The organism is Paenibacillus sp. J22P90 (assembly GCF_059692195.1).
The window spans coordinates 244,677-263,001 of record NZ_JCAUAY010000008.1 but is presented as its reverse complement, the minus strand read 5'-3'; the positions used below and the strand labels follow the sequence as shown (position 1 = coordinate 263,001).

General features: G+C 51.0%; 15 protein-coding genes. 13 read left to right on the top strand and 2 right to left on the bottom strand.

Going from position 1 to position 18,325, the window contains the following annotated elements; genetic code table 11:
- The first annotated feature begins 463 nt into the window (after positions 1–463).
- The 5 genes from AC58UX_RS24980 (at position 464) to AC58UX_RS24960 (ending at position 4,602) form a co-directional block, all read left to right on the top strand.
- Positions 464–1,150 carry a response regulator transcription factor gene (locus tag AC58UX_RS24980; RefSeq protein ID WP_497257766.1) on the top strand — a complete coding sequence of 229 codons (687 nt, stop codon included), beginning with the start codon at positions 464–466 and terminating at the stop codon, positions 1,148–1,150.
- Positions 1,140–2,642, top strand: a complete 1,503-nt coding sequence (locus AC58UX_RS24975; protein WP_497257764.1) for a HAMP domain-containing sensor histidine kinase — start codon at positions 1,140–1,142, stop codon at positions 2,640–2,642. The genes AC58UX_RS24980 and AC58UX_RS24975 overlap by 11 nt, the downstream gene beginning before the upstream one ends.
- An 80-nt stretch (positions 2,643–2,722) precedes the next feature.
- Entirely contained in the window at positions 2,723–2,926 is a 204-nt protein-coding gene (locus AC58UX_RS24970; protein ID WP_497257762.1) for a hypothetical protein, read from the top strand.
- Between the two features lie 211 nt (positions 2,927–3,137).
- Positions 3,138–3,773 carry a hypothetical protein gene (locus AC58UX_RS24965; protein ID WP_497257760.1) on the top strand — a complete coding sequence of 212 codons (636 nt, stop codon included), beginning with the start codon at positions 3,138–3,140 and terminating at the stop codon, positions 3,771–3,773.
- 52 nt (positions 3,774–3,825) lie between these two features.
- Positions 3,826–4,602, top strand: a complete 777-nt coding sequence (locus tag AC58UX_RS24960; protein ID WP_497257758.1) for a thermonuclease family protein — start codon at positions 3,826–3,828, stop codon at positions 4,600–4,602.
- A 48-nt stretch (positions 4,603–4,650) separates the two neighbouring features.
- Here the strand turns inward: AC58UX_RS24960 and AC58UX_RS24955 are convergent, their stop codons facing one another.
- Both AC58UX_RS24955 and AC58UX_RS24950 read right to left on the bottom strand, forming a co-directional pair.
- Entirely contained in the window at positions 4,651–5,922 is a 1,272-nt protein-coding gene (locus AC58UX_RS24955) for an MDR family MFS transporter (protein ID WP_497257756.1), read from the bottom strand.
- 140 nt (positions 5,923–6,062) lie between these two features.
- Positions 6,063–6,881: a hypothetical protein gene (locus tag AC58UX_RS24950; RefSeq protein ID WP_497257754.1), complete on the bottom strand. Its 819-nt coding sequence runs from the start codon at positions 6,879–6,881 to the stop codon at positions 6,063–6,065.
- A 141-nt stretch (positions 6,882–7,022) separates the two neighbouring features.
- Between AC58UX_RS24950 and AC58UX_RS24945 the strand changes: the two genes are divergently transcribed.
- The 8 genes from AC58UX_RS24945 to AC58UX_RS24910 all read left to right on the top strand — a co-directional run bounded on the left by AC58UX_RS24945 (position 7,023) and on the right by AC58UX_RS24910 (position 18,298).
- Positions 7,023–7,697 (top strand): response regulator transcription factor, encoded by a 675-nt coding sequence (locus tag AC58UX_RS24945; protein WP_497257752.1) that lies wholly within the window; start codon positions 7,023–7,025, stop codon positions 7,695–7,697.
- Positions 7,687–9,054: a sensor histidine kinase gene (locus AC58UX_RS24940; RefSeq protein ID WP_497257750.1), complete on the top strand. Its 1,368-nt coding sequence runs from the start codon at positions 7,687–7,689 to the stop codon at positions 9,052–9,054. The genes AC58UX_RS24945 and AC58UX_RS24940 overlap by 11 nt, the downstream gene beginning before the upstream one ends.
- 366 nt (positions 9,055–9,420) lie before the next feature.
- Positions 9,421–10,473 carry an NAD(P)/FAD-dependent oxidoreductase gene (locus tag AC58UX_RS24935; protein ID WP_497257748.1) on the top strand — a complete coding sequence of 351 codons (1,053 nt, stop codon included), beginning with the start codon at positions 9,421–9,423 and terminating at the stop codon, positions 10,471–10,473.
- Positions 10,474–10,610: 137 nt separating this feature from the next.
- Positions 10,611–11,102, top strand: coding sequence for a CcdC protein domain-containing protein (locus AC58UX_RS24930; RefSeq protein ID WP_497257746.1), 492 nt, complete (start codon positions 10,611–10,613; stop codon positions 11,100–11,102).
- A gap of 189 nt (positions 11,103–11,291) precedes the next feature.
- Positions 11,292–13,937: an adenylate/guanylate cyclase domain-containing protein gene (locus tag AC58UX_RS24925; protein ID WP_497257744.1), complete on the top strand. Its 2,646-nt coding sequence runs from the start codon at positions 11,292–11,294 to the stop codon at positions 13,935–13,937.
- Positions 13,938–14,032: 95 nt separating this feature from the next.
- Positions 14,033–14,986 (top strand): ornithine cyclodeaminase family protein, encoded by a 954-nt coding sequence (locus tag AC58UX_RS24920; protein WP_497257742.1) that lies wholly within the window; start codon positions 14,033–14,035, stop codon positions 14,984–14,986.
- A 12-nt stretch (positions 14,987–14,998) separates the two neighbouring features.
- Entirely contained in the window at positions 14,999–16,159 is a 1,161-nt protein-coding gene (locus AC58UX_RS24915; protein WP_497257740.1) for a dipeptidase, read from the top strand.
- A gap of 12 nt (positions 16,160–16,171) precedes the next feature.
- On the top strand, positions 16,172–18,298 hold the full coding sequence (locus tag AC58UX_RS24910; protein WP_497257738.1) for a CocE/NonD family hydrolase: 2,127 nt from the start codon (positions 16,172–16,174) through the stop codon (positions 18,296–18,298).
- Positions 18,299–18,325: the final 27 nt, after the last annotated feature.

Here is an 18,325-nt window from a genome sequence, read left to right as displayed (position 1 = left end):
ATAGCACCCTGTGGGGTGCTTTTTTTGATGAGGGGATCTGAACGGAAGGCACATGGATGCGACTATTTCGCGTTGGCGGCGTAACACAAGCAAGCTAGCGTGAAAAAGGATCGAGTTACTCGAATATTTCGAGTAACTCAAGTGGGGCAGAGTGAAAAAGGACTGAGTTACTCGAATATTTCGAGTAACTCAAGTGGGACAGAGTGAAAAAGGACCGAGTTGCTCGAATATTTCGAGTAACTCAAGTGGGGCAGAGTGAAAAAGGACCGAGTTGCTCGAATATTTCGAGTAACTCAGCGAGGCAGCGTGAAATATCCCCACCCCCCTGACATCTCCCCGACATCTTCCCCCTGTACACTGAGCACAAGAGATACGACACGAATCGCCAGAATACGAGGAATACGCCTAATCTGTGTGGAATAAGTGGTGCAACTGGACTGTTGGCCGATGAGGAGAGAATATGTTGAAAAAAGTGTTAGTCATTGAAGACGAGATAGCGATTGCCCGCGTTATAGCAGCTTATTTGCAAAAGGAGCATTACGAAGTCGTCACAGTCCATGATGGGGCGGAGGCCGTCGACGTATTCGATAGGGTGCAGCCGCATCTCGTGCTGCTGGATATTCATTTGCCAGGGATGGATGGCTGGGAGATTCTGAGCTATATCCGCGAAAAAAGCGTATGCCCGGTGATCATGCTGACAGCGTTGTCCGAAACGGAGCATAAGCTCACAGGCTTGAATTTAGGCGCGGACGATTATATCACCAAGCCTTTTGTGGCAGCGGAGGTGGTTGCGCGTGTGAATGCGGTGTTGCGGCGTTTTTCGAATGTGCTGGAAAGAAAAAACGTGCGCTACTACGGCTCACTGAAGATCGACTTTCAGTCGCATGAAGTGTACTTGAACGGGGCGAAGGTGCTGCTGACACCGAGGGATTTGTCTGTGCTCATGCTGCTGGCCGAGAACCCGAATCAAGTGTTTACACGTGAGCATCTGCTCGATACCGTATGGGGCATCGATTATGACGGAAGCGACAGAGCCGTAGATCTGGTAGTCAAAAGAGTGCGAAAAGCGCTCGAGAACTGGTCGGTAAACGAAGGCGAGATTAGAACGATGCATCGATTGGGGTACCAATTTTATGTCAATGACAAGTAAAAAACGACTATCGCTGCTGCAGATGTGGTCGCGCACCTATTTTATCTCATTACTCGTGGGGATTATCGTGGTCGGACTGCTGGCTGTTCAGTGGGTGGAGTACACGACGAAACAACATCGGATCGAGACGATACAGCATATTACGGAACGTATGGCGGAACAGGTCGTCAGCGACAAGGGCGAAATCATTGACACAAACGATATCGCAGCCCTGCTCAGGAATCATCAGAAGGATTTGGAGTTCAAAAACCCGATCAAATTACATATCAAATCAGCCGATCAGCGCATTGTGTTTCCGCCTCCGCAAGAAGGCGGTCCGCCAGGTGGTCCACCACCCGATGGCGATCCACGAAGGGGACCTCCTCCCCAAGCAGGGGATGGACCGCCTAGTCGATTGGGGCCGCCGGAAGAAATGCTAGACGGTCTACTGCCGGCAAGCTCCAGCTATAAGACGAAAAAAGATGAAGCTGGCATGGATATTTATATGTTTTCCGCGCCGATCACCTACAATGATACGATTGTGGGTGCGATCTATATGAGCATTCACTCGGAAGAGGTCACAGAGGTAAAGGTCGACTACGGCACGCTCTATATGCTCTTAACTGGTGGTGCTTTGCTTGGCTGGTTCGTTATTTATATGTTAACTCGCCGTCTTGTTAAACCGATTAAGGAAGTCGCAGATGCAGCAGAGCAATTGATGCAAGGTAACTATGATGTGACGTTTAAAAGCAACAGCAAAGAGCAGGAGGTTGCGCAATTAATCGCAACGTTTCAAGAGATGTCGAGCCGATTGAAGCAGCTGGAATCGCTGCGCACCTTGCTGCTAGCTGGCGTCACGCATGAGTTGAAGACGCCTGTCGCGTCGATTAGCGGGCTCCTGCAGGCGATTCAGGATAAAGTCGTCGACGGAGCAGAAAGCGAGGAGTTCATTCAGCTTTCCTTGAAAGAAGCGCAGCGGATGCATCACATGGTGGAAGATCTGCTTGATTTTAACGGCTTCGCTACAGGGGCACTGCGAATCATTAACGGGCAGATTGAGCTGAACGCGTTCATTCGGGAAGTTGTGTATCAATGGCGAACGGCGCAGGAGGAGCATCAGAAGCTGGACATACAGGTGCAGAGCGTGAGGAAGCATATACAAGTGGAGGGGGATGCCGGGAGAATCCAGCAAATCCTCATTAATTTGTTGAACAACAGCTTGCACGCAGGCGCTAGTCGAGGTGTGTTACGGCTTTCTCTTTACGATTACAGCGACACACAAGTTGGCATTGATGTGAGCGATGAGGGAAAGGGCATTCCGCAGGAGGAGCAGCCGTATATTTTTGAGCGTTTTTACCGGGGAAGTGTAAAGAAGCATAAAGTGCGGGGTCTCGGCTTAGGCCTACCTTATAGCTTGATGTTGGCTCAAGCACAGAAAGGTCAGTTATTCTTACGTGAGAGCAGCGAACGGGGCTCAACTTTCACTTTGACGTTAGTAAAAGTAACATCCTGACATCTGTCTGACACATCTCCAACGTATTCTATTCTCAACAGCAATAACCAATGACGAGAATAGATGAGGAGAGATGTGTTGTGATTACGATGGCAAGCCGACAAAAAGTGAAGACGAGAAGACAAGTCGAGGAAATATGGATGGCAAAACGACGTTTAGAAGCGCTGAACAATATACAGAATTTTGATTATATGTACATCGAATCAGATAGAATGCATGTTCTGGATGCCTTACGAGATAGCATTCGCCACCAAATCTATGTGAAATATGATGTTATTCTTTAAGTAATATAGAAAAAGCACCCAAGGGGGGTGCTTTTTTCGCGTGATCTTGCTTTTGCTCGGCTTACGCCTCATGGGCCGCATATAAGCAGGGTAAATAGGTCGATGATCGCTATGTATGTCCCCATACCATTTCTAGTTGCTACTCATAGAATAGCGTAGAAGAGTCCTGTCTATTCAGGCTCATCATTCAACTAGAATGGATGTGGGGAACGTGGAGGATAAAAAGAAAGTAAAAAAAAACAAAATTGAAGTGACCGTGAAACCAGTCATTCATGTCAATGTGGACAATAGTTCAAAAAAAAAGAAAACATGCTGTTCTTGCAGCGGTACGGTCAACAGTTACGTGGAATCTGAAGAATTGACTTTACGTATTCAAATTTGCCCGAATTGCCGGATGAATGGGAGCTTGATCTATTTTACCGTTGAGGACGGTGCCTTTACGTCTAGCAGTGTTAGTCTTCCGAAATGTTATACCTCGCTGGAGGGTGACACGGTGTTAGAAGTAAGTGGTTCAGGTTATTTTAATTTCCTAGGGATCACCTTCCAAGGGCCTTATGCACTTGCTTTAATAGAAAGAGCAGGTGCAACTGATGACGCGGTGCTGTTTTCCTTTGTTGGCCTTGATATTCTGAATAGTGCCAATTCGTTGCTAGGCTCCATTAACGTAAATGTACCGGAGGGGGACCTCACCATTACCCAGTGCAGCAAGGATTGCTCATGTGGGTCTCCGCCGCCTGTTGTGCAGCCTACTTCAAGTGTGCTTGCAGCTGCGGGCAAAGCGAAGGGACGGAATCGGTTGGTTTTTATAAAGCCTGACGGCCAAGTGATTGTACGTGGGGATTCATAGTCTGCTATACTCACATAGACAGATAATAACCGTCATCACGCGGAGGACAATTATGTTAAACACTCTCTTTCATATAAAAGCAAAAAGACAGATCGTGGCTGCTGGAATCAGCCTGCTGCTGCTGCTGGCGACGGCTTGTAATTCTGCCGAGGTGGAGAATAGCCGCGCCGCATCCAACGTGCAGGAGGGCAAGCGCATCCCTGCTAAGGTAGTTCGCGTTGTCGACGGCGATACGATGAAAGTCTCCTACACCGAAGGCGGCAAAGCCAAAGAAGAAACAATCCGTCTACTCCTAGTGGACACGCCGGAAAGCGTAGACCCTGAGAAGCCGGTTCAGCCTTTTGCCTTGGACGCGTCCAACTATGCCAAAACGATGCTAACAGGTAAAGACGTCCAGCTGGAATTGGATGTATCGGAGCGGGACAAATACGGCAGATTATTATGCTACTTATACATTGGAGATAAAATGTTTAACGAGCTGCTGCTCGAAAACGGCTACGCACGCGTGGCATATATTTACCCGCCTAATGTGAAATATGTCGATCAATTTCGAGCGATTCAGAAGAAAGCCCAGCAAAAAGGGGTGAACATCTGGAGCGTAGAAAATTATGCGCAAGAGGATGGGTATCATGAAGGTGTGGTGAAGGGGGACGCTGCGGCATCACCAAAGTTATCCACAACGGCTACACCGAAGGGTACATCGAAACCATCCGTCACTTACAACTCCTGCAAGGAGGCGAATGCGGCTGGCGCCTATAGCATTAAAAAAGGCGAGCCTGGCTACAGCGCGAAGCTGGATGGGGATCATGATGGCATTGCTTGTGAATAGTGATAGTTGAAAAAAAGCACCCTCGCGGGTGCTTTTTTTCAACGGTGCCTATTGCGCCGCAGTTTGCTTATCATATGCATTAAACATCATGTTGTAGATGGCAGCGGAGAGGACGGCAAGTGCCGCCAATAAGATGAACGTCCACGTAAAGCCGATCCAGCTGCTAATCGGGATAGACAGCGGAGCTATCGTACGTCCGAGCGTGTATCGTAAGCTGGAAGCAGCGAAATATTGACCGCGGATATGGTCTGGCGCCAATCGGGAGACGAAGGCTTGCTGCGGCCCTGCCGACATAAGCTCGGCCAGCGTGAAGACTGCTATCGCGATGGTTAATCCCCAGAAGGTCGACATCTGGCAGAACATCACCATGCCCAGCGCGTAGAAAAGGGCGCCGCCGATGAACACATACCTGTCGCGGTAAGCCAGCATCCATTTGGTCACGATGACGGTAAAGAGAGCTACGAATAGGCCGTTTTCGGAGACGATCATGCCAAACAGCTGCTTGCCGGTGACCTGAAGATTCCAGTCATTGTAGGAGAAGATGGTCGTAAGCGGCATCGTTTCTTCCAAAAATACGGGGAAAAGCAAATCCAGCTGCATGAAGGTCTGAGAAAGCAGCACGCCTGCGATAACGAACAACAGGAAGACGCGGTCCGTTGCAATGATGGTGTAGTCGCGAAGCTGCGCAGTAATCGCATGGTACCAACGCGTACCCGCCTGTGAGCGATGACGTTCAGCTAGCTGTTTGGGCAGCGTTTCGTGTAGGCGCCGTGACATCATCAGCGCAAGGAATACGCAAATCACAGAAGCCGCGGCCAGCACGAGATACGGATTGTCCTCATAGAGGAGCGAGCCCAGTAACGGTCCGACCACGACAGCCATATTCGCAGCTGTATAGAAAATGGCAAAGACACTGGAGCGATGCTCGTCGTCCACGACATCCGCAACCATCGCTTGACTGGCAGGCCAGTACAAGGAGCCGCAAAAGCTAGCAAAGCTGAAGCCGATGAAGCTGAGCACAGGCATGGCAAGCCATGGCGAAGCGGCGATTGCGAAGATGCCGTAGCCAAGCGCTTGTCCCAAAGCGGCGAGCACCATCATCCGTTTCCGACCGAAGCGATCCGCGCAATAGCCGCCTAATAAATTGCCGCAAACCGAAAGCGCCTGCGACAAAACCAGAAGAATCCCCGTCCATCCCTTGCCGAACGAATTGGCGAAATAAATCGATAAGAAAGGAAAGAATGCCCAAAAAATAACGTTAAAAGCGGTTTCTCCACCGAGGCGGATTTTTAAATTAATATCCCAATCTCTAATCTTCATTGTTTAATTTACCTCTGGTTAATTTAAGTATCCCCCTATCATACTACCAATCTTCATTTGGAAACAAGGTAATGAGGTGTTGGGAATTTTTAATGCAAAAGGAGCAAGCCGCAGAATAACTGTGACTTGCTCCTTCTTTCTTACTCGAGGGTAATCGAGGTAATGCTTCCGTTCGTTTTAAAATCTTGCGTATAGCTCACCACAGCTTTGGCTTTCAATGTGCCAGTAGGTCCTGTGATCGTCACTGTAGGCGTAGAGGAATAGCCAGCTCCTGGGTTATTAATCGTCACACCTGTCACCACACCATCGGTCACGATGGCTGTTGCAGTTGCGGATGTTTTTTGCCAAGTTGCAGTTTTATTGCCATTGTAGCGGTAGAAATTAGACACTTCATCCAAGCGTTCGTTGGTGATGCCATATGGTCCCAGCACCTTCATTAAAGCGGCTTTGTTTCGTTGCGCTAGTTCTTGGCTCGGTGAGCTGTCTAACCCGGAAGGTGTCACCCCGCTAAAGGCTTCTCTGAACACCTCCGTAGGCACGCCGAGAGCCGCAGCGATGAGCACGACAGGTCGGCCCTTGTCCCTAGGATCTGTGTCGAGTCCACCCGAAATCACAACCGAGTAAGTAGATGGATTCGTAATTGCGCTGCCTGCTTCACCCACTGAGGAAGCTGCTCCCCCAGAAGGTGGCGTTGCTGCTGCTTGATCAGGACAATCAATGCCGTCATGGTTGGAAGGAGCGGCTTGTCCGCCATTTGCGCGAGGACCGCCTGGCTTACCGGCTTCGCCCTGTCTCGGTTTCGGCTTGCCGGGTTTATTTTGACCTGGTGCTGTGGTTGTGGTTTGCTCGGTTTCTGGTGCTGCAAATGCTTTGCTGCTGATGCTTAAAGCGATAACGCCGCTTCCTGCTAGTACGATGGATAATGCGCTTGCTAGGATCATTTTAGATGTTGTTTTCATGGGGATCTGCCCTTCGTTTTCTTAGATTTGGTGTTCCTTGAGACTTATCTTAGCCCCACTTGGTGAAATTACGGTGAAAGCCTGAAGGTGATAGATTATACTTACTAGTAATAGTGTGAATGAGAGAAGGGTGGCGCTTACGTGAAGCTACTACTAGCGGAAGATGACGTGAAATTAGGCGAGCTAACAGCGTATATGTTGAAAAAAAAGACCGGCTGCAGCGTCGATTGGGTCCAAACGGGGAACGATGCCTACGACTATGCCGTAGCCTCTAGCTACGACGTCATCTTGCTGGATTGGATGATGCCCGATGGGGATGGACGTGAAACCTGTGCGAGGCTGCGCCAGGCGGGGTACCGAGGAGCCATTCTCATGCTGACGGCCAAAGACGCCTTACAGGATCGTGTCGAAGGGCTCGATGCGGGAGTGGACGATTATTTGGTGAAGCCTTTTGAAATGGACGAGCTGCTGGCACGTTTGCGGGCATTGATGCGCAGAAGCTTTGTTCCTTTGCAGGATGACGTTGTGCGTATGGGAGGACTGGAGCTGCAAAGGACCAATCAAATCGTTCGGCAAGGCGGCCAAGAAATACAATTGTCGCCACGCGAGTTTCAGATTTTGGACCTGTTGCTGCAGAACAAGGGAATGACGCTAACACGCGAGGTTATTTTAGATAAAATATGGGGCTTAGATGAGGACGTCAATTTAAAATCAATCGATGCGATCATTAAGTTAATTCGTAAGAAGCTGGAGTCTTCCGATGCGCGGGAGCTCATTCAGAGCGTGAGAGGTGTCGGGTATAAAATTGAAGCGTGACACGTCTAAAGGGAACCTATTTGACCAGACTCGCAATAAGCTTACCCTGCAATATAGCGGCGTGCTGATGCTCTTTCTCGGGTTATTTGTCGTGATTGTGTATGCCTTGCTGTATGTGTTCATCTGGAACGATCAGCGCTCCCATTTAACAGAGCTGACGAATAGTGAGCTTCAGGTTTTGCAAAAATGGGTGGATGGCGACACCAATCCGAAACGCCTTCCGCCGAAGTCGGTGGAAGAGGCCTTTTCAATTAGTGTGGATCAATCGTTCTATTACCTTATTTCCGATACGGGCAATGTGCAATTAGGTGACGAGACGCAGCCGGAATTGCGCGAGCAGATGATGGCTCTGATCGCCAAGGGGCAATTCAAAGGGGAACGTGTCGAGCAAACGACCTTACAGACGTTCGACCAACCCTCTGCAGATGTCCAAGGCCGGCCGCAGGTTGGGAAAGATGCTCGTTTCTTGGTGACCAATCGAGAGCTCAAGAAGAAGGGGCAATTGCTTGGCACTTTGTATGTAGGGAAAGAGGTCACCTTTCAGCATCAGCTTTTTCGCTTATTGCTGATCCTGATGCTAGGGATGGCGCTGCTCTTCTTTGTGCTCGCGCTGTGGTTCAGCCACCGGATGTCGCGTCGAGCGATCATTCCGATTGCCAAAGCGTATGAACGACAACGCGAGTTCGTTGCAGATGCTTCGCATGAGCTGCGCACTCCGCTGAGTGTGATGCTTACCTCAATCGAGGCGCTGCAGCTCGAAGCGGAGAGTGACGGGAACCCCTTCACGAATAACGTGCTGCGGGGGATGAGAGATGAGGTGAACGCCATCACGAGGCTAACCAGCGAGCTGCTGCAATTGGCGCGTTCGGATGCTGACGAGTTCGTGTTGGAGCGTTCTGTATTTTTGGTGAAAGATGCAGCCGAAAGTGTTGTGGCGAAGCTGCTGCCTGCAGCGCAGGCCAAGGGTATGGCGCTGCAGCTGCAAGTTGCTGAGGATTTGACGGTGGAGTGGGATCGAGGCAAATTGACACAGTTGTTGGTGATCCTCCTCGATAATGCGATCAAATATACGCTGGATGGTGGAGATGTACACGTCACGCTCGCCGACAAGCTGGAAAAAGGCGTCCGTTATCTCACACTGGACGTGAGGGATAACGGTATGGGAATCGCGCAGGAGGCACTTCCGCGTATATTTGACCGGTTCTACCGGCAGGACAAGGCAAGAACACGTCAGGTAGGCGGCCATGGGCTCGGACTCGCCATCGCAAAAAACCTCGTGGACGCAGCACAAGGGAGCATTTACGCGGAGAGCCAGCTGGGTGTGGGCAGCACGTTTCGTGTGCGGATCCCTGTGTAGTGCAAAGATGCAATAAGGCACTTATTTTCGCAGGAAACAGCGAAACAGAGGGAAATAAGTGCGAAAGTACAACCTTTTGGACTGAAAAGGTACGCTGAAGAGGCGTGCTGGCGGAAACAGTTGCCTATTTGCACTTATTTTTGATCGAGCGACGCAGATGCTAGAAAAGATTGCCTTTTTGCACTTTTGCAGCCTTCACAGCTGGACTCAAGAGAGGACCCCCGCCATATTCATGGTTGGAGGTCCTTTTTTATTGGGCGATCGTGCGCGTTCAGCATTTTTTCAGTTGATTAAAACGTCAAAACGCAGTATCATTCATTAATAATGATTCTCAATATCAATGAGTAAGTTAGGAGTGAATTCTGCATGGAACAGAATGAAGTGTTTGATGTAACGGTTATTGGCGGGGGACCAGCAGGGCTGTACTCGGCTTTCTATAGTGGATTACGTGAAATGAAGACCAAAATTATTGAATTCCAACCGCATTTAGGCGGCAAAATACATGTATATCCCGAAAAAATGATCTGGGACGTAGGCGGCGTCACGCCGACTCCCGGAGCGAAGCTGATCAATCAGCTTGTCCAGCAGGGGCTTACGTTCAGCCCAGAGGTTGTGTTGAATGAGAAGGTGGAAGCTATCGCTAAAAACGAAGATGATATCTTCGTGCTGCGCACGACTTCCGGCCAACTGCACTACTCCAAAACAGTGATCGTCGCTGTCGGCTCCGGCATTCTTAACCCGAAAAAGCTGGAGATCGAAGGCGCAGAGCGCTACGAAGTTTCGAATTTGAACTATACGGTGAAGTCGATCGAACGCTTCAAGAACAAAACCGTTGTCATCTCCGGTGGCGGTAACTCTGCCGTGGACTGGGCCAACGAATTGGAGCCATTTGCGAAGCAAGTCATCCTAAGCTATCGCAAAGAGCAGCTGACAGGGCACGAGGCCCAAGTGAAGCAGCTTCAAAACAGCTCCGTAGCGTGCTACTTGAACACGTCGATTACGAAGCTTTTTGCTTCGGGTGAGGATGCCTCCATCGAGCGTGTTGAGCTAACGAACCATGAAACGGGCGAAGTAAGCGCATATCATGTGGATGAAGTCATTATCAACCATGGGTATGATCGCGACACCACCTTGCTGGAGAACAGTGAAATTGAAATCGAACGAGCTGAGAATTACTATATCGCGGGGAATGCCAACAGTGAATCTTCGGTGCCAGGGCTATATGCGGCCGGTGATATTCTTCATCATCCAGGCAAAGTACATCTGATCGCTGGAGCGTTCCAAGACGCGGCGAATGCCGTGAATAAGGCGAAAATGTACATCCAGCCTACAGCAGAGAAGTTCGGGATGGTCTCTTCGCATAATCAAGCGTTTAAGACTCGCAACAAAGAGCTTGTGAAGCAAATGTTTCAATCCTAGTCTGGATAAGCTACATACAACGACTACAACAGGCACCCCGCGGGGTGCTTTTTATTTTCCATCTCAAGACGGAGGTAAAATGTTGTGAAGGACCGTATAATTTTTGTACTACTCGTCATCGAAAGGGGCACTTTGGTATGAACGCTGAAACACTCATCGGTTATGGAATCGGTGCTGTTGTTATTATTTTAGTTATTTGGTTACGAACGCGAGGAAGAGCTAAGCCAATTCGGAATAAAGGAAGAGGCATGCTCATTCCGGTCTTTGCACTTCTCATCGTATTCGGGCTTAGCATCAACTCGCTGACTCATATCCCAGATCAACCTTTTCATATTCCGGCTCTCTGGGAGCTGCTCTGTGCTGGTGTGCTCGGCGTAGCGCTTGGAAGTATTATGCTATACCATACAGGGTATGAAAAACGAGAAGACGGATTGGTGTATGCGAAGCCTAACCCGAATTTCAAATATGTAATCGTGGCCGTCATTGCGGTCCGTTTGATTTTGTCCCAGTATTTTAAAGGCTTGGATCCTTCGGAATTTGCTGTATTAACGATGGTTATGGCGTATTTGTACATTTGCGTGTGGCGGGTTGGCAGCTTTCTCAAGTATCGTAAGGTTAGTGCGAGCTAAAAATTTAGTTAATGGGTGCCTAATGGCGCCCTTTTTCTATTCCCCAGAGCAAGTGTCGAAAATAGGATATTCAATGTCGAAACAGGGGCGATTCTGATATAATCTAGTGATAATAAATAGTCAGATTTAGTTAGACGACATAGAGAAATAAGCAGTGTACAGAGGGAAGCTGGGAGAGTGCGAAGGGATATGTCTTCTTTACCAAGCGGGATTGTTACTTTACTCTTTACGGATATTGAGGGAAGCACGAAAATGTGGGAAGCGCAGCCTGTAGAGATGCATGAAGCTTTACGTCAGCATGATGACATATTATCAAGTATCATTACAGCGCATGGTGGTATCGTCGTGAAGCATAGAGGCGAGGGGGACAGCTTTTTTGTTATCTTCACGGTGGCCTCTGAAGCGATTCTTGCCGCAGCAGCTGTGCAAGCGAAGCTGGCGGAGACCGTATGGCCGATTTCGCAGCCCATTTGCGTACGAATGGCTCTGCATTCAGGTGAGGCTGAGCTGCGTGATGGTGATTATTACGGCATAACCGTCAATCGTTGCGCTCGATTACGTTCAATTGCGCATGGCGGTCAGGTTGTTGTATCCGCAGCTACGGCTGAATTAGCGAGCGGGCGTTTGCCGGCGGAGTTCCAATTAATCGATTTGGGTGCGCACCGTTTGAAGGATATTGCCACGCCAGAGCAGGTATTCCAACTGTCACACCCGAGTTTAAAAAGTGAATTCCCGCCCCTGCGATCCTTGCAAGCACCGATGAATCAATTGCCCGTGCAAGCGACTCCGTTCATAGGACGCGAAACTGAATTGAGCGAACTTCACGAGCGTCTGCCACACACGCGCTTGCTATCGCTGTTAGGACCAGGTGGTGCAGGAAAAACACGGTTAGCCCTGCAATTGGCGAATGAATCTATGGCGTCGTATCCCGATGGCGTATGGTTGGTCGAATTAGCTCCTCTTCAAGAGGCAGGTTTGGTTTACCAAACGGTAGCTGCCATTTTCGGGATTAAGGAACGAAACCAGCAATCTTTGAAGGAAGCGTTATGCGAGTATCTTCAGTCAAAACAGCTGCTAATCGTGTTGGATAACTGTGAGCACCTCATCGATGCAAGTGCGCAGCTGGCTGCGATGCTGCTCCAAACATGCCCGCATATTCATATGATCGTGACGAGCAGGGAGCCATTAAATATTACAGGGGAAACGCTATGGCGCATTCCTTCTTTATCTGTACCCGGTCCTGAAGAACATCCATCCGTGGAGCACATTCTTCATTATGAAGCCGTTCGGCTTTTCGTTGAGCGTGCTCGAGCGGTACAGGCAAGCTTTTTGCCAACGACTCAGAATGCCGCTGCGATTGTGGACATCTGTCAAAGGGTGGATGGGATCCCGCTTGCGTTAGAGTTAGCAGCAGCTAGGGTGAAGTCCCTGACCGTGGAACAAATTGCCCAGCGCTTGGGGGAAAGCTTCCGCTTATTGAGCGGAGGAGATCGGACAAGACTCCCGCGCCAACAAACGCTGCGAGCCCTCATGGATTGGAGCTATCAGTTATTAAATGATGCTGAACAACTGCTTCTGCGCAGGTTGTCTGCCTTCGCAGGAAGCTTTCCGTTAGCAGCGGCAGAGTCGATATGTTGCGGAGATGGCATTGAAGATTATGAGGTCATCGATGTGATTGGCCAGCTTGTAGATAAGTCTCTCGTGGTGGCGGAAGCGCATGAGCAGGAGACAAGATATCGGCTGCTAAGCACGATTCGGCAGTATGGGCAGGAAAAGCTAGTCGAAGCAGGTGAGCAGGACGCACTTATGGGGTTACTTTGCCAGTATTATTTGGCGTATCTGGAACAAAGTGCTGCAGGTTTGCATTCTCCGCATATGCAAGGATCGACGATCAAGGAATGGGCGCGTGAGATGGTTCATTTACGCGTAGCTATGGATTGGAGTCAGCAGGCTGCAGCGTTAACGAATCCGACTATGCTGGAGACAGCTGGGCGTTTGATCTCGGCATCAGCAAGCTTCTGGTCGATGCTTGGTTTATCCCGTGAGGGTCATGACAGGCTGCAAATCTGGTTGGAGAATCCGGCTTCAGTGGATTTTCCTCATACGAGAGTGCATGCACTCTTAGTTGCTGTGAATATGTCCTACCACCTGGATCAGCAGCGGGCATTTCAATACATCCAGGAGGCTCTAGGAATAGCGAATAAGCTCGGTGATCCGTCGCTGAGGGCGAAGGCGCTGTACTATATAGCTCTGGGCTGTAATGTGATGGGACACTATGAGCAGGCTGTGGCGCTTTTTGATGAAGCGTATGTGATACTTAAAGAATTAAACGCTAGCTGGGATATGTCATCCTTGTTAAGGTTCAAAGCCATTACGCTGATGAACCAGTCGGATTACTCCGGTGCACGAAGCATTATCGAACAAGGCTTACAGCTGAGCCGGGAACTAGGAAATTCACATGAGGAAGCAGCGTTATTTCGCATATTAGGCACGATGGCGTTGACGGAAAATCAAGTGAATGAGGCTAAGCGCTATTATCGGGAGAGCATGCAAATCACCAGCGGCTTAGGGGATAAACTGTGTACCTTGAGTGGACTGGGCGGTGTTTCTCTCGTAGCGCATGCGAATCATGAAAATAAGCTTGCTGCTTGGCTTGGCGGAGCTTATGAGGAGCTTTCCGCCACGATTGGCGGTGGGGTGAATGATGTGATGAACCCCATTGCGGGGCAAACCTGGGCTAGACTGAAAGCCGAACATCCCGATGATTGGCAAAATGGGCGGGGGGCCTCTTATGAAGAAGCCATCCAGCGGGCGAGGGATTTGGTTGCAGGCTAATCCCTTTCCTCGCCTCGTGCCTGCCTACTTTGCTATAATGTAAAAAACTACATAGAAGCAGGTGATTTCCTATACTAGTCATCAAGTCAACTGAAGTGTTGGATCTGCTTGCCATGCCAGCCTGTATCGAAATTATGGAGGCTGTGCTCGCTGATTTGACGAATGGACAAGCCGTTCAAGCATTAAGATCCGTTGTTCCGCTGCATGGCGGCAACGTGATGGGGCTGATGCCCACTTACTTGAAGCGGGATGAGAAAGTTGGCGCCAAAGTGATTACGGTATTTCCCGGAAATCATGGCCAAGGCTTCCCTTCGCATCAAGGCTTTGTTTCACTGTTCAATTCGACCAACGGTCAATTGGAAGCAATTGTCGATGGCACCAAAATCACCGCCATCCGAACGGCGGCGGTCAGTGCAGTAGCAACGAAGCTGCTCGCGAAGCCCGATGCCGCAACACTTGCGGTAATCGGCACCGGCGAGCAGGCTCGTACGCATATCGAGGCGATGCTGCTCGTGCGCCCGATCACGAAGATCAAGGTATGGGGGCCGAATCCGGCCCATGCCGAAAGATTGAGAGCTGAGACAGCAAGGCGGTATCCGGCTGTCCTCGTCTTTAGTGCATCCTCCGCACAGGAGGCCGTGGCGGATGCGGATATTATCTGCACAGTGACGGCGTCGACGACGCCGATCGTGCAGGGCGCGTGGATCAAGGCAGGCGCGCATGTAAACGCCGTCGGAGCCTGCCGAGCGAAAGATCGCGAGCTCGATACTGAGCTGGTGCGCCGAGCCGAGCTGTTCGTGGACCGCACAGAGTCCGCTGTGAACGAAGCGGGTGATTACCTGATCCCTCTGCAGGAGGGAGCGATTGGGGAGGGCCACATTTTAGCTGAAATTGGTGAGCTGTTGGTAGGCTTGAAAGAGGGAAGACGCTCTGACGACGCCATCACGCTGTTCAAATCATTAGGACTGGCCTGCGAGGATCTCGCAGCAGCGCATTACATCTATAAAGAAGCGATTCGCACGCACAAAGGAACCCACATTGACTTCTAGGAGTGAGCATCGATGAATTCGACAGAAGGACTATATCCATTCAATCTTACACCAGAGCAAGAGGAACGCGCACGCGAGCTGCATGAGAGCTCGATTATTATTGATCTTTTGTTCCAGGGACCGCTGTCCCCTAAGGCGATTCCAGAGGATATTTCCGAGAGCATTCGGGAGGCGTGTGAGCCTTTTAAAGAGGATTCATGGACATACAGCGCCATGCCGAGCAAAATCATTCACGACATGGCGGCTCGCGGAGAGATCTCCGAGTTTAAGGATGAGTGGTACCGTTCGGGTATCACGGCAGGTAATCGTCAGTTGGATGTATCCAGTGTGGACAAGATTCTCATCAGCATGGGGGATATACAGCGTCAATTTGATGCGAACGATTGGCTTGTGAAAGCTGTGACAGCTGAGCAGATTCGCGCAGCGAAGGCAAATGGCTTGAAGGCGGGGATCGTAACGGCACAGGAGACCGATGGTCTTGGCAAAAATCTCGAGCTGCTCGAGGCGATGTACAATTTTGGACTGAGAGTGCTGCAGCTGACGTATAACAATCAGAATTATATTGCTTCCGGCTGTATGGAGGAGGCGAACGGCGGCGTGAGCAAGTTCGGTACGCGTTTCATAGCTAAAATGAATGAGCTAGGCATCATCGTCGATACGAGCCATTGTGGGAAACAAACGACGCTGGATGCGTGTCGGCTTTCCACAGCGCCAGTGATTGCTTCGCACACGGGTGTTGAGACGATTTATAACCATAAGCGTTGTAAAAGCGATGAGGAGTTTAAGGCAATCGCTGCGACTGGCGGCGTCATTGGCGTGTTTGCGATGCCGTGGTTTGTCCACGGGGACCCGAATGATACGACGATTGAGCATGTGCTCGATCATATGGATTATCTCGTTCGACTGGTCGGCGTCGACCATGTCGGAATTGGCACGGACTGGCCGATGAGCGATGTGGCCTGGTCCTTGGTCTATTTTAAAGAGCATATTGCGCCTCGCATTGGGTTTGCTAAAGGGGATGGACCCTCGACGGAAACGGTGAAGGGGCTTGAAAAATATAGCTATTTTATTAATTTTACCCGTGGTTTGGTGGCAAGAGGTTACTCCGATGAGGATGTTCGTAAAATGATGGGTGGAAACTGGCTGCGCGTATTTGAAGCGGTGTGCGGATAGGAGATGGCGGAGATGACGAGAGAGCGATGGACGAGTAGCTATAAGCTGTATGCGGCTGGCGTGTATGAGGGGACGATTCGCTTTACGGAGAGTGCGATTATGCATGCCAAGGTGGATTCACGTCGGCGGACGCAGATGCAGGAAAATGTGCTTTCAGAGCAAGCGGGCTTTATCATTCCTTTGCACAAAATTAAGAGTAATCAGTCCCACTATGCAGGTGCGGAGTGGCAGGGTGAAGCGGTCGTGCTGGGGAATGGCGAGCGCTATGAGAAGCATATCCAGTACACGGGTGAAGTGGCGGGTAAAATGGTGACGTCGCAAGTCTGGGCTCTACGTAAGGAGACCGCGCTCGATATCGTGACTGTTGATGGCTGCGTGGTGGCATTCGTGGCACCGAACCGCTATGGCATGGAAGTGCTGGCCGTCGATGGATATGAGGCTGTGACACCGCTGGTGGAGTATGCGGATGCGCTTCTTTCAGAGGCGCGGTATGGGGTGAATGACCTCGGAACGGACTTGATCCCGATGCGCGATGGCGTTCGCTTGGCGACGGATGTGTACTTGCCAGAAGGCGTGGCGCCAGGAACGAAGCTGCCAACGATTCTGATCCGCACGTGCTATGACCGCAATATGCGGAAGACGTTTTTCATGCGGTGGGCGAACAAAGGCTATGCCGTCGTCAATCAGGACGTTCGCGGGCGCGCGGATTCCGAAGGGGAGCTTGTGCCGTTCTTCTATGAGCGTGATGATAGCTCGGATACGATCGATTGGATCGTTGCGCAGGACTGGTCCGACGGCAATGTTGGGATGTGGGGCGCGTCGTACTTGGGCTATGTAGTGACCGCTGCTTCGACTAGCGGGCACCCGAACTTGAAGGCCGTCGTGAACGAAGTGAACGTCGGTTCGCCGTTCGTAGATACGGTGCGAAAGGGCGGCACGGTGTGTTCGTGGCCTTTGCTGTGCTGGACGTTGGCGCAGTCGGTGGGGACGCGGACGGATTTTGATATTTTCGGGGGGCGGACGGTTAGCCCCGAGAAAGCTGTCGATGCGAGGCCGATTCGCGAGATTCCGCAGCAGATGATCGGTCGGGCATCAGGCCCGTGGGATCTCTGGAGCGAGCATCCGGACTATGATGATTTTTGGCGAAATTGCACGTATAGCGAGCGCGGAGAGCATGTGAGGGTGCCGATGTTCGTCATCTCGGGCTGGTACGATGGCGATAGCGCGGGCGTTTCGGAGACGTGGCGGATGCTTACCAAGCACGATGTGCCGAACCGCAAAATCTGGCTCGGCCCATGGGAACACGGCCCGAATCGTGCACGTGATCTGCTAGACACCAGCTTCGGCAACGATGCCGTTGTGTATAACTACGATGTGAACGTGCTGCGCTGGTTTGATCGGTTTTTGAAGGGCATCGCCAATGGCATCGAGCAGGAGCCTCGGGCGAGTTATTATGTGGTCGGAACGAACGAGTGGCGCGTGTCCGATGATTGGACGCCGAGCGAGGCGACGGCGACGAAGTGGTTTTTGGGCAGCGGCGGGCATGCCAACTCGAGCCTTGGGGACGGCGTGCTGACGCTCGGAAGCGGCGCGCACGGGGCTGGCGAGTTGGACACGTTCGTGTACAACCCGGAGGAGCCCGTGGCGGACAGCGGCGAGCGCGAGCCGGAGAACATGCGGCGGCATGAGCTGCGCAGCGACATCCTCGTGTACACGAGCGAGGTGTTGGCGGAGGCCGTGACCGTGGCGGGCGAGCTGTCTTGTGAGCTGTACGCGTCGAGCAGCGGCGTCGACACGGATTGGGTTGTGACCTTGAGCGATGTGGATCCGAAGGGCAACTCGATCAAGCTGTCGAACTACATCGTGCGTGCGAAGTATCGCAACGGCTTGGATGCACCGGAGCTGCTGACGCCAGGGCAGGTGGAGAAGTACACGATATTTATTCAAAATATCGCACATACCTTCCCGGTCGGGCACCGACTGCGCTTCACGGTGACTTCGTCCAGCAAAATGATCGCGTTCCCGAACACGAATACCGGCCTGAATCCGTATGAGGATCCGCAGCCGATCGTGGTAACGCAGAAGCTGTATCACTCGGAGGCTTATCCGAGCCATGTGAAGCTGCCGATTTTGCGTTAGAGATAGCAAAGACACCCGGTGGGGTGT